Annotated in this window: 9 protein-coding genes and 1 pseudogene; 4 read left to right on the top strand and 6 right to left on the bottom strand. The window is 31.9% G+C overall.

From position 1 onward, the window contains the following. Positions 1–200 precede the first annotated feature (200 nt). Together ACMX9J_RS24390 and ACMX9J_RS24385 are read right to left on the bottom strand one after the other, a co-directional pair. A complete protein-coding gene (locus ACMX9J_RS24390; protein WP_416226300.1) occupies positions 201–2,483 on the bottom strand; it encodes an AIPR family protein in 2,283 nt (760 codons plus the stop codon). Beyond that, complete coding sequence (locus ACMX9J_RS24385; protein ID WP_416226299.1) at positions 2,476–3,600, bottom strand: FRG domain-containing protein; 1,125 nt, start codon at positions 3,598–3,600, stop codon at positions 2,476–2,478. The genes ACMX9J_RS24390 and ACMX9J_RS24385 overlap by 8 nt, the downstream gene beginning before the upstream one ends. A gap of 993 nt (positions 3,601–4,593) precedes the next feature. Here ACMX9J_RS24385 and dcm point away from each other — a divergent pair. The 3 genes and pseudogenes from dcm to ACMX9J_RS24370 all read left to right on the top strand — a co-directional run. Next, a complete protein-coding gene (gene dcm / locus ACMX9J_RS24380) occupies positions 4,594–5,853 on the top strand; it encodes a DNA (cytosine-5-)-methyltransferase (protein ID WP_416226298.1) in 1,260 nt (419 codons plus the stop codon). Positions 5,854–6,121: 268 nt separating this feature from the next. Further along, complete coding sequence (locus ACMX9J_RS24375; RefSeq protein ID WP_416226297.1) at positions 6,122–7,570, top strand: Sau3AI family type II restriction endonuclease; 1,449 nt, start codon at positions 6,122–6,124, stop codon at positions 7,568–7,570. Between the two features lie 239 nt (positions 7,571–7,809). Continuing rightward, positions 7,810–8,166, top strand: a pseudogene (locus ACMX9J_RS24370) (DNA cytosine methyltransferase); the annotation flags it as partial. Here the strand turns inward: ACMX9J_RS24370 and ACMX9J_RS24365 are convergent. The 3 genes from ACMX9J_RS24365 to ACMX9J_RS24355 all read right to left on the bottom strand — a co-directional run bounded on the left by ACMX9J_RS24365 (position 8,147) and on the right by ACMX9J_RS24355 (position 10,579). Then, on the bottom strand, positions 8,147–8,692 hold the full coding sequence (locus tag ACMX9J_RS24365) for a hypothetical protein (protein WP_416226296.1): 546 nt from the start codon (positions 8,690–8,692) through the stop codon (positions 8,147–8,149). The pseudogene ACMX9J_RS24370 and the gene ACMX9J_RS24365 sit on opposite strands and share 20 nt — an antisense overlap. 290 nt (positions 8,693–8,982) lie before the next feature. Continuing rightward, entirely contained in the window at positions 8,983–9,153 is a 171-nt protein-coding gene (locus tag ACMX9J_RS24360; RefSeq protein ID WP_167387340.1) for a hypothetical protein, read from the bottom strand. Positions 9,154–9,484: 331 nt separating this feature from the next. Continuing rightward, positions 9,485–10,579, bottom strand: coding sequence for a YsnF/AvaK domain-containing protein (locus ACMX9J_RS24355; RefSeq protein WP_416226295.1), 1,095 nt, complete (start codon positions 10,577–10,579; stop codon positions 9,485–9,487). A 327-nt stretch (positions 10,580–10,906) separates the two neighbouring features. Between ACMX9J_RS24355 and ACMX9J_RS24350 the strand changes: the two genes are divergently transcribed. Further along, the gene (locus ACMX9J_RS24350; protein WP_099331450.1) at positions 10,907–11,218 is read left to right on the top strand and encodes a hypothetical protein; all 312 of its coding nucleotides are present in this window, start codon (positions 10,907–10,909) and stop codon (positions 11,216–11,218) included. Positions 11,219–11,913: 695 nt separating this feature from the next. Here the strand turns inward: ACMX9J_RS24350 and ACMX9J_RS24345 are convergent. Further along, positions 11,914–13,245 carry an MFS transporter gene (locus ACMX9J_RS24345; RefSeq protein WP_416226294.1) on the bottom strand — a complete coding sequence of 444 codons (1,332 nt, stop codon included), beginning with the start codon at positions 13,243–13,245 and terminating at the stop codon, positions 11,914–11,916. Positions 13,246–13,247 lie beyond the last annotated feature (2 nt).

Genomic DNA, 13,247 nt, shown 5'->3' with positions numbered 1-13,247 from the left:
TTAGAGAGGTAGCATTAATTATTTAAATAAGGTAAGAGATGAAAGTAATGGCTAATTTCATATTTTAAACACTTGTAGAACAAAATTACCAAAAGCTTCTGTTTATAGTAGTTGATAAAGTTAAAAACAAAAAAGCATCTCCATTATTGGTCTTTACTAATAATGGAGATGCTTTTCATGTTATTATTAATAAGTATTTTTTACGATGGAAATAGTAGTTTATCAAAAGAACCATTGAAAGACTCGCTAGATCCTCCAGAAACACCTACAAGTTCTTTTGGTTTCGTCGATTCGTTTAGCAAATGTGAGATTGTGGGGTTAATTAGTAAATCATTTTCTAAAAACTCGTTTATAAATTGATCTGAGTTACCATCCTTAAAGCCATTTTTACTGTATTTATCTTTTGATTTTTCTATCTTTAAACTTTTACCCCATCTATTAGAGAGTCTAATCAAAAATTTACAAAATAACTGTTTGTAGTTTGCCTCTTTCTCTTCGGTACTTTCGTTTTCATGTACCATAAACTCACCTTTAAATATAGAATTTGAGTAATCAATTTCGCTGAAATTAATGTCACTCTTGATAATAGAATTAGCAAAATTAGTAATGTCTTGTTCATCGCTTAGTGTATATTTCCAACATTGATAGAACCAGCATGCTAATATGTAATCACTACCATAAGTAACTATTGCTTTTAAAGATTTCAAGTCAATTTTATCAAGCTCATCGTCTACGCAAAAGTTATTACCTAGTGAATTGTGATAGTTTATAAATTGAGTTATTACAGCAGTATTTAACGCTTGTTTTTTTATAATTTTCAGATGGCTATTGATGATATAGTTCATTTTGATTGCACTGTTTATGAAAGAGTAGTTTTCATTAAAGCACTTCTCAACTTTTTGAGGACAATAAATTGGGTTATCATCGCTTTCTGTATCAATATCTTTGTTTAGAATCGTCTTATTATTAAAAACATCTTTAAATAATTTAGTGTCTTTAAAGACAATCAAGGAATCTTCCTTTGCAGTTTCCTTTAATAAATTAGAAAGTGAAGTATTACCCAATTTCCCAGGGTTTTTGTTAGAAATAATAATTAACATTCTCATTACACTCTCTAAAGAATAACGTTTAAAATCTATTGATTCAATTTCTCCACGTCTAATAATTAAGAATCGATCTTTCATTTCTAATGCATAGTAGTCATTTATATTCTGTACAAACTGCGACGCTAGTGCAATGTCCTCCACTCTCATTGGTTTTTGACGATTTAATGCCACAGTGATTTTACTAGTAATTTCAGAAACCTGACTTTTGCTGGTTGATTTATAATATATGATACGTAATAATACGTCTGCTTTGTCCTCTGCTTTTTGGACACGCATCTGATTTGGAAGTATTTTCTCTGAAAACCTTTTTGCGATTAATTCCATATCATCTTTTTCAAGAGTAGTTTCCAAATGGTTGTTAAGACATACTTTAAAATCTGCAGTGAGATTTTCAATACTATTTTTCTTGTTTGATTTTAAAGCTGATGTTAAAGTGCGCCTTAAATCTTCACTAATACCCTCTAATTGTGTTGGGTATTCATCAACAAAATCTTTTACGAATTTAGTTAATTTATCAGGAGTCTTTAATAGGTCGTCTAATATTTTTTTATCCTTTTCTTCATAATTTTCGAAGAAAAATTTACTTGCTGCACTGATAGTTTGAGCTCCATTAATTACCGAAATGTTCCATTTTTTATCTATATCGCTATATAGATTTTGAAATTGTAAAACATTGTTGGAATTCAAATTTAATGTATTTTCTTCAGCAATTATTGTAATTCCATTGTTTAAAAACCAGAATTCTTCTGGATTTTTATTAAGGGTTTCTAATATTTCTGAAGTTACATCTAATAAGTCATCTTTTTTTCCTAATCCTATTCGTAAATTTTCACTAAATAGAGAATGGCCTATTTTATTATATAAGTTTACAATATCGAATAAATTAGCTGTAAATGCTATTCCGTTTGTTTCTGGATTGGATAATGGGTTTGCTTCTGTCGCTCGATAACGTTCTTTAATTCTAATTTCATTTGAATTAACTCTATGTGATGAGTCTTCTATAAATTCGTAGTTGACTTCAATGTTACGTGCTGTTTTATTAACCAAATATCTAGCAATTGTGCTTTTTATAAAAGACAATTTCTTCTTAAACATTGGGTTATCCCGAATTGAATACTTTTCCTTCACACTTTTTACTAGAATTAAAAATTCAATGGAATCAAATTCAATTCCATTTAATTCGGTTAAACTCTGATGTTCTATAAAACTCCCAAATCCCTCAATATTTTCAGCTTCAAAAACATCGTAGATAAAAAGGTTTTTAGAATCTCTCTCATAATAAAAATTTTTCTTTTCATTGTATTCTACACTTTGATATTCTTTAGCATCTAGGTAGAGATTAATATATTCTTCAATAGAGTTTGTGTATTCAGTCATTTTCTGTAGCCTCCGCATGTTTTTCTATATCAATTAAAAGGTTATGAATTGAAGGAGCTTGAATTTCAAAGCGATTGTCTAGATAGGTATGTAGATTACTAACATAGAGATTATAGTCCTTAAGAAGAGAATTTAGCTCTTTACGTTCAATTTTAAATTTTGGATTTTTTAGTGCTAATATTAAAGCGTTTTTGAATATGTTTATAGGATCAAAAATTCCATCAAAAATTTTGACTTTCTCTATGCTGCTAGAAGCCTGATAATTTTTGAACACCTCTTTTCGATGTTCACACTCAATCTTTAACTCAATAATTAATAGCTTTATCTCGTTTATGTATGAAAATGGCATAGCATTTATATTTTTTATTTTGCTTAAAATGTTAGTTACATTATTGGTCATTTCTGGGTACATAGTCCCCATATTTATATTGAATAAGCTTGAAAGTTCTTCTCTTATTTGCTTTTTTAAAGTTGCACAAATTGTAAGTTTAGATTGAATGCGTTTAGGTAAGGAAAAAGGTTTATTTCCATAAAAAAGAATAAGTGCTCCTTGCTGAGCAATAATTCTATCATTTTGAGAAGAGTGGTCTAACAATTTATATGTATTTGAAAATAGGTTTTCAGTTCTCAGTGGCGAATCATCCTTTAATAAATTATCATACAAACTACGGACGTCCGATGATGCCGGAGAATACATTTTAGGGATATCAAACAGGTATACAACACTTGACTCCTCATCATAAGAATCTTCTTTTTCTGTATAATGAGGTGTCGCAGCAAAAAACAATGCTATCAATGCATTGTAAGTCACATCTAGTAATCTACTAGGAAATCCCCCGTGCTGGGCCTCTATAGCTGTTTCAAAATAAGAAGAATCTATTGCATATTTGTTAGATAACATTGTATTTAAAATGTTGATTTCAACATTTTTTTCTACATCTAGGTTAAACTTCCTAAATATATTTGGCTGACAAGCAGAATTTTTAAAGTTCTGAGCTTCTCCTCTATAAACTAATATTCCTGTTTCATCCATATTTGATTTCAACTCATATATTTTAGAAATATATGCTGATATCACTGAGTCTCTTATATCTTCTTTATTTAAACTAAGTTCCACATTTTTCATTCCTTTATTATGTAATTATTTATAATAACTTAATTATAAATAAATATAATTACAATAATAACATTTTTTTCTATTCTAGTATAGCAAAAGAACTGAAAGGAGAATCATTTAAATAGAATATTCAAAGGTTTGGTATCCAGTAAATTCAAATTTTTCACGTGCAATTAGTATGTAGTAGGAAAGAAATATATGATGTAAACAAAAAAAACTCTAAAGATATAATCTTAAGAGTTTTTTTTGCATAGCAAATTTCTGAATTTTTTCCTTTTATTTATTATATTTACTTAATTGAAAATGAATTACACATATTATTTCATTGCTAAATGAATTGTATGAAATTTAAACACGAGGACCATGGATCCGGTTGACCTGCCTTAATTTTTTATCAACATTTTTTTCTGTTTTAAAATTGTATGGATCACTCGGTTTATTCTTATTTAATATTGAAGGAGGAGTAAGATGCTCCATCATTAAGTTGCGCATTTATTCTAAAGTAGAGCCATATTGCTCGACCAATAATACTCATTTAACCATAATCTCAATGTATTTAAATCTGTAGCACGTGCAACCCTACCTGGCAAAATTTGAATAAATGATTTGGGTACAGTCACTTTTATAAGTATAGTATATCCCGGTGGAAGAAAATCAAAATCCGGAAGGTCGACATCACTTAAGATTACCATTTCTTGTCTGAAAGGGCCTTGGATTGTATGTACAGTACCTTCTTCTGAAGAATATGTACATATCTAAAAATCTCCATTTCCACCTGAGAGAGTAGCAAGAGCATTTTTAATACCTTTTAGTACATTGTTAAAAAGAATAAAGATTACAACTTAAACAAGCTGTGTTTTTTGTAGTGATTTCTTTTTTAGTGACATGTAGCTGATAATTGCTGATAATTTTGGAAGATACTTCTTTGTTCATTATTCATTGAAAGTCATTTATAATGAAAACACGTGTCAATAGGAAAGGATGTTCGGATTTATGATAGATGTAGTAGAATTATTCGCTGGAGTTGGCGGATTTAGAGTCGGTTTAGAACGCCAAGGCGATTTTAATATAGTTTGGGGTAATCAGTGGGAACCTTCAAAAAAAGTACAGCATGCTTTTGATGTTTATAGTAAAAAATTCGAAGGTAAGGGAATCCATAGTAATGAAGACATCTCTAAAGTAGATGAGACAAAAGATATACCTAAACATGATTTACTGGTAGGGGGCTTTCCTTGTCAAGATTACTCTGTCGCACGTTCATTAAGTGGAGAATCTGGCATACAAGGGAAAAAAGGTGTACTATTCTGGGAAATCATGCGCATAGTAAATCATCATAAACCTAAATTTGTATTGCTAGAAAACGTTGATCGATTATTAAAATCACCTTCTAAGTTACGTGGAAGAGATTTCGCTGTTATGCTGGCAAGCTTTAGTGATGCAGGATATTCTGTAGAATGGAGAGTTATTAACGCTGCTGATTACGGATTTGCCCAAAGAAGACGAAGAATTTTTATTTTTGCATCCAAAAATAATACTAATTATGCTAAAAAACAGTTAGATTACTCCCTACAAGAGAGTATACACAAAAATGGCTTTTTTGCTAGTGAGTTTCCAATAGCTGAAACTTCTTTAAAACATTCTGTATTAAACGATGTGTTACCTGAAGATATTGTGGAAGTATCAGACACTTTCACAGCAACTTTTAGAAATGCAGGTATAATGAGAAATGGAGAATTTTACACGGAGGAAGTTATTCCTCACACAATTCCATCCATTACATTAAGGGACATATTAATTAAAGCTAAAGATTATCAAGTAATTGATGAAAAATATTACGTTGATAGCTATACAGTAGGTAAGAATGGCAAAACAACTTTAGAACACTTTACTTATCTTAAAGGACCAAAACGTATTGAGCGAACTTCAAGTACAGGTCATGTTTATATTTATGCTGAAGGTGGAATGAAATTCCCTGATGATTTAGATAGCCCTGGAAGAACTATACTTACAAGTGAAGCTACAAAAAATCGCAGTACTCATGTGGTTGAAGATCTTGATACTAAGCGTTTGCGAGTATTAACTCCAGTAGAATGTGAATTGCTAAATGATTTTCCTCCGAATTGGACCGAGCAATTAACGGATAGAGTCAGATATTTCTGTATGGGGAACGCCCTAGTAGTAGGTTTAGTAGAGAAAATGGGCAAAAAAATCAACGAGATATATGCTATGGAAACTCAGGAGATTTCAAGGTGAATATTTACAAACAAAGCAGCTAATTAATATTAGCTGCTTTTCTTTTGAATTTCATTTCTTCTGCTGACATGTTGTATATTAAGTCAGATACGATGAAGTTCAATAAAGAAAAAAATCTTGAGTGCTGAACTTTTTTAGTTAAATTTAGTAAGCAAGCTTAAAAATTTTATAGTAATATATATTTATAACTAGGAAGATCTTACTAAAAATAAAAAAAGAGAGGTTTTTATGAAGAGTTATGTTAACTTTTAAATCAGGGGATGAAAAAATGACAGATGAACTATATAAAACTAAAGCTGAAGTCCACAATCATGGGCTAAAAGCTATCGGAAAGAGCCTAAGAGAGATTAATAATAATCAATCTCTTACTGGGGCGCATAAATCCGGTGCCGGTGATGCTTGGGAAACTTGGTTTGGTAAAGAAAAAGATAGTAATAGAGAACCAGATATGCGTACTGCTGGTGTTGAATTAAAAGCCACACCAGTCAAAGAAAATAAGAATGGTACGTTAAGTGCAAAAGAGCGATTAGTTTTAAATATTATAAACTACATGGAAGTGGTAAAAGAACCATTCGAAACAAGTCACTTCTTACGCAAAAACAACACTATTGAACTTGCTTTTTATAGATGGGAACCTGGAACAAAAAAGGATGACTTCGTTATTACAAATGTAGCTATGTATGAAATGATGAAAAATCCTGTTGATTTCGCCATCATTAAACAAGATTGGCATATCATCAACAATTATATTAAGCAAGGACGAGCACATGAATTGTCTGAGCGTCTCACTACGTATCTATCTCCGTGTACAAAAGGAAAAACTGCCGCGGACTCTTTTCGAGAACAACCTTTTTCTCCTCTTCCTGCAAAACAAAGAGCATATTCTTTAAAAGCTGGATATATGACCTATTTATACAGAACTTATGTATTGGGGGGAGAGCCTTCTCAAGCTATTATCACTAATCCATTAGTCTTGCAGAATAAAACGTTATTAGATATCATTCTTGATAAGATAAAACCTTTTATAGGTAGTAAACGTACTGATTTAGCAAGTAAATTTAATGTCAAAGATAATACTAAATCAACTAACCCAGAGATTTTAAAGCATATGCTGGGTATTAAAGGAATAAAAGAAGATGATTTTGGACAAGAAATTACGAAAGCTAATATTAAACCTAAGACCGTAGTTATAAATAAGGGAAAGAAGGAACTTAAAGAAGAATTCAAAATTTTAGAATATAAATTTAAAGAAGTTATCGAAGAAACATGGAAAGAATCTGAATTAAGAGAGTTTCTACGAGATACTAAATTTTTGATTGTTGTTTTTGAAAAAGATGGAGACGATTTAACTCTTAAAGGTGCGAAATTTTGGGAAATGCCTGAGGAAGATATTGAAACTTCAGCTCGATTAGTTTGGGAAGATACAATTCATAAGATTAAAACAGGCGTAGAGATTAAATGGACCCCAAACAAGAGAACGACAAACTTTATCAATTCTTCGTTGCAACATAAGTTGTTCAGTAAACTATCAGCGAGCCAAACCGCATATTATGAAGGCAGTCCGTACGCTGACAAATTACTCGCTAAAATTAAATGGATTAATCGCCCAGATGATAAAATAGATTTGTTCTCTGACTACTACATGACTAAACAGGCCTGGTGGTTAAACAAAGTATATATTTACAATCAGATAGAAGACTTGTTGGATTCTAACTAAATATCTCAGAGCGTCCTATCAATAATTTAGAATTTAGTTTCAAATACTCGTATTCAGCACTACATTTTCGAGTGCTATTTTTAAACCAAGTTTGTTCAAGATTAAGTTAAGAAAACGAAACTTGTATTGTTTAAATAAAAAAGCTCATGAACCACAGAGTTCACGGGCTTTTTTATTTTGAATCCTCTGCAATGGATAATCTCCCACGTTAACTACCGTTTATACTTATACTGAAGGTGGAACATTTGGATAGTCCTGGACGAACTATGCTTACGAGTAAAGCTACAAAAGATCGCAGTACTCATGTCGTTGAAAATCCTGATACTAAGCGTTTGAGAGCATTAACACCAATAGAATGTGAATTGTTAAATGATTTCCCTCCAAATTGGACCGAGCAATTAACCAATAAGGTCAGATATTTCTGCATGGGGAACGCCTTAGTAGTAGGTTTAGTAGAGAAGATGGGCAAAAAACCAAAGAGATATATGCTATGGAAATTCAAGAAATCTCCAAAAAATTATATACAAAAGGCATCTAATTTTGATATTAGATGCCTTTCGTATACAAGAAGAAAACTTAACATATTTTATTTATAGTTTTCTTTAAGTTTGAGTAGGAAACTACTTTGCTGATTTTCTCTAGAGACTTTAAAGAGATTCTTTTTTGACAAGAGTACAAGTTATCTAAAATTTCAGTTGGTACAATATAAAAACTCCACTGCTCAGTGTTTAAAACATCAATTATACTTTCATCTTTTTCTTTTAAAAGACAAAAAACATAAATTTCAGCACTTCTCACAGCATCTTCACTATACATATTAGTTTCATAACTATATGTTTTTTTAGCTCCAATATCAAAGCTAATGGTAGAGTATTTTCCTTTGTGCCAGCTCTGTATATAGGCTGCTGATTTTACCTCAATTTTTTTATTGTTATAAACTAGATCGTAGGCATCCCATTCAATTCTTGGATTTTGTAAAATACCCAAAGCACTTCCTACGAGAAATTCAGCAAATATTCCTCTTAATGAGTTCATGAGTAAATCTGAGAATCCCCATGACCAAAAGTCTATAACTGAATAATTAGTTCCAGAAATTTTAGTACCAGGAGCAAGCTTCTTCACTTTTCTCTTTTCACATCCTTTAATATACCCGTATACAACTTTCTACCTCAAATCTTATTGATTAAACTGTATAATATTAAATGGAAAAGAAGAAAACAAAATAGGGTACTTTTAACCCCTTTAGAGAACACCATAATTCCCTAATTTTACAGTAAACATATATTGTACTTGAACATGTTATAATCTTACCTTCTTTTAAATTGATTGGTTCCTATAATGTATCTTATGTAAACTAGAAAAAGAAATAAGGCAAAACCTACTCATTTCTGAGTTAGGTTTGTAATTTTTATTTATACATGTAACTGCTGATTAACCAATCTCTTTACTCTCTCATAAGCTTTGACTTCACCTTGGTAAAAACACGCACTGTTCCAGTCTTCTCTTTTCTCCGCATCCTTTCTCCACGCATTAGACTGTTCTAGTAACTTATCAATGTATTCAATAAATTTCTTTCGTTCCATTCAATCACCTTCTTTTATCAAATTTGGAAATATTTTTAAGTTTTTGATAAGTAATATTTCTAGAATTTAGTGAGAATACCTGTTTGAATTTGATATAATCTCCAGGACTTTTAGGAATAAAAGAAATGACCCCCAGTAATGAAAGTCATTTCTTTTATTTTATTACCTGTTTATGCTCATTTTAATGAGTTATTTTAATTCTTTTTTGATTTTAGAAACATTACTTATGTTAATTTAAAGAGAAATAAAAAAAGCTGCCAATACAGTTAGGCAGCCCTTCCTTAAATATTCCTAATTATTCTCTCTACTATAAACTATAGAGGAAATATACTTATTTCTTTTGGTTGTTTGTTGATTTCTCATTGTTTTTTCCTTTTTCAGAAGTCGTAATATCCGTGTCTTTAATTTGACTTTCTGGTTGCTGATTGTTTACTGAGGTTGTAACCTCTTCAATCTCTTTAATAACAGGAGAAGTTGTCCCTTTAAGTTGAGCTTCTTGTTTCTTGTTGGGTGAAAGTTTAACTTTTTCCTCTTTTGGAGCATCAGAGGCAATTGCGGCAGCAACTTCTTGGTAACTTTGATCTACGTGATTATCCATGTTTTGATAGATTTCAGAGTCAGCAAGTTCAGGAATCGCGGGAAGTTCTGACTGTTCAATTTTTGCTTCTTCCTTTAGAACAATATCCTTCATCTCTTTAACCTCTTGAATTTTACGCTTACCAATGATGACTTCTTCCACAACTACAGGCCTCTTGGTTATTTCAACTCGCTCCTCCATAAGAGGAATACGAATGATCTCGTTCTCTGTCAATGGGCTACCATCATACTGACCGTCTATGACCGGGCGACGTTCTACGTAGACTTCCTCACGCATAACTGGAACCTGGATAGTTCGTAGTTCTTCTACAATTTCCTTACGAAGCTGTATTTCCCCAGTCTGAACTCGCTCTTTCCTTACATTAAGTTGCTCTTCACGAAGTTGCACTGACCTATGCTCCTCCGTCTCGTATGGCGACTCCCTAACCGTAGTAGTATATGAAGGAATTGTTTGAGTTTCATCCACATCAATTAGAACAAGGAGTTTCCCTTCCTTTACATCCATTTCACACTGTTTTGCAGTAAAGTTTTGAATCCCCATTCTAACAAGTTTTGAAGTTAGGCCACCAGCTTGGGTAGTAGAAATCATTCCACCTGTCATCATGGTAAGAAAGCTGTCCATCATCACACCTGCCAACGAACTTACAGCTGGTGTTCCAGCTTCTATCATTACATTCGTTTCAGCCCCTAACTGTAAAGTATTAGTGCTATCCTTTGCTACTACTAATATGTCTGTTTCACGATACCCCTGATGTTTTAACCCCTTAATTGCATGTATCGCTTCTTGCTCCGAATGAAAAATCCCTGCAACTCGTTTTTTCGTTCCCATTTTCCCATCCCCTTAAATTTTAATTAAACGAAAACTTCTTTTCACATTTAATTCCATCCTTATTGTGTATATCATGTACCCAGTGGGTTTCTATTTAAAACTTGATACGGATGACTATGTAAATGACCCCTAAATTATAAAATTTAGAAAGATGAAGTAGAGGCGATATCCATATTCGGGAAAACTTTAGAGTTTTTATTGAAAAAGAACATTTGTTCGTATATAATATGAAAAAGGAAAAACCTCATATTTTTTCCTTAATTGAAACATATAGGGTATTTAATACAGAGATAATTTACAATTAGTTTTCATGGGGGAGAAAAAGCGATGAGTTCTACATACCATCATTTAAAAGATACAAAAAAAGAAGAAGGGCAAAAAGAATTACTTGAGAGAAACCTAGAAGCTCATAGAAGTAGAAGATGGGTAACCAACTCTGTTTACGCTATGTCACTACTTGTAGTCGTACTTTGTTTCTATTTTCATGTACCAAAGGCTGCAATTATTACTCTAATCTTATTTTTAATATGTGCAACTAGCGAAATACTGTATAGAGCGTTAGATAAAAAGATAGAATTACGGTTAAAACGGATTAAACAGGAGAAAAGAAAGATCATATTTAAAGGAAATAAATCCTAACAGCTTTTCTATAAATTCCTTTCTGCTATACAGATTTGAAATTATTTTTCACATGAGAACGAAGAAGAAAGAGGGAGCTTGCTCGATCCAAGAAAAAATTACATACGTTAATTGGGTTAAAACAATTCAAGTATTTTAACATGATAAAAATATAAATAAAACGCTTTCATTTTTGTTCTATTCACTTATTTTCTTTGTTACAATGAAATTATAGGGATTAGGGTAGATGGGAGAGATATGAGTACAAATCTATTGATAACTTTAGGGGTTATATTCCTTACAACAGTAGCCATCACTATTTTAATTAAAATTCCGGAAGAAGATTAAACGACACTATAAAATAAAAAGCACCTCATTCTATTGGCATTGGAGAGTGAGGTGACTTTTTTTGATTTTGAGTTATACTTTGCGAAAGTATAAGAAAGGTTAGGTCTACTAGTAATTATAACATATCAATTGAAAGGTTGTCATACAAATTTCATTGTAGAAGAGCACCCCTGTATTTTAATAACAGGGGTGCTCTTTAGCGTGATCATAATTATTTTTATCATTTTGTAACTTAACAAAATATCTTTTTTAAGAAAGCATATAAACTGTTAACAACTATAAATTTTCATAATTTTATATCTTTGAATTCTCAGATTAACCATCTTTTTTCTTTAGAAGCTTTTTATCCTATAGAAGAATAATAGTTCTTACAATATAATGTTTTCCTCATTATGCATATCCGATATATGACTTCGTTGTCCTGGTTTCACAAATATCATAGATACCATTCCAATTATTACGGCAATGGCAGCAGCAGTAAACATAGCATTATACCCATGTGTCGCAACAAGACTTCCTGTTAGCGTAGGCGCAATAATAGTAGCCAGGTTTGCAATAAAATGAGTTACTCCCCCAAAAGTTCCTGCTTTATTGGGCTCTGTATCAAGAACAACTGTCCAATAAATCGAATTGGGTAGGTAATTAAAGGCATTACCTATACACATTAATAAAAGCACTGAGGCCGCGCTTCCAACCGTTGGGATTAGCATAAAACAAATAGCTGTAAAAAATAAGCAGACTACTGTGAACCAGGATCTAGCTATACGCAAATTCCCAGTTTTCTCACGTAATTTATCCGAAATTTTCCCTCCTACTAATCCTGTAACAATAGCCCCTACCCATGGAATCATACCTATATACGAAAGAGATACTAAAGGATAATTAAATTCATCTTGCAGATATTTTGGAGTCCAAGTTAGTAATAGGATATTGACATACAAAAATGCAAAGTACCCAATAGCGTTCATTACTAATGTAGGGTTTTTAAAAAAATAATACCAAGGAAAATTTTGAGGATTTGTTTTATCTAATTGTAATTCACCTCTTATTAAATTATCTGTGCTTCGAATTTTTTGAAGTTCAATTTTTGAAACCCTCGGATGATCTTCAGGTAAATTTGTAAATATCTTTCTCCATATTAATACCCAAATAAAACCTAATAGGCCAAGAATAATAAATGTTACCTTCCAATTAGTGAATGTGAGAAGACCCACTACGATAGGTGCCGTGACCAATGCTCCAATTGGAGTTCCAACTAAGCCAAGTGCTACAGAAAAACCTTTTTCTTTTGGAGACACCCAATTTGCCATTGTTCGGTTCATTGTAGATAAAGTAGGCCCTTCAGCCAGACCAAATAAAACACGAAATACCGCAAAACCTGCTAATGCAGAACCACCAAAAAACGCTGCACCTATGTGACCAGCAAATATAGTGCCAATTTCAAATATTGACCATGTAGTTCCAGCAAGAATCCACATAAACTTAGGGCCTTTCTTATCTGCTAATGCTCCTCCAAATAGTGCTCCGAAAATATAGCCATAGCCAAAATAACCCAAAATCGCTCCCCAGCTTACTGGATTTAAGTTGAATTCTTGAATAATTTCAGCCTGAGCGTATGAAAGTGCTCCTCTATCTATGTAATTTATGATGGTTATAATAACAATCATAAAAATAATAAAGTAGCGATAATTATTTTTCATTA

The organism is Priestia sp. RMT2NF4, from assembly GCF_047872835.1.
GTDB lineage: Bacteria > Bacillota > Bacilli > Bacillales > Bacillaceae_H > Priestia > Priestia zanthoxyli.
This window is presented reverse-complemented; position numbering and strand designations above follow the sequence as displayed.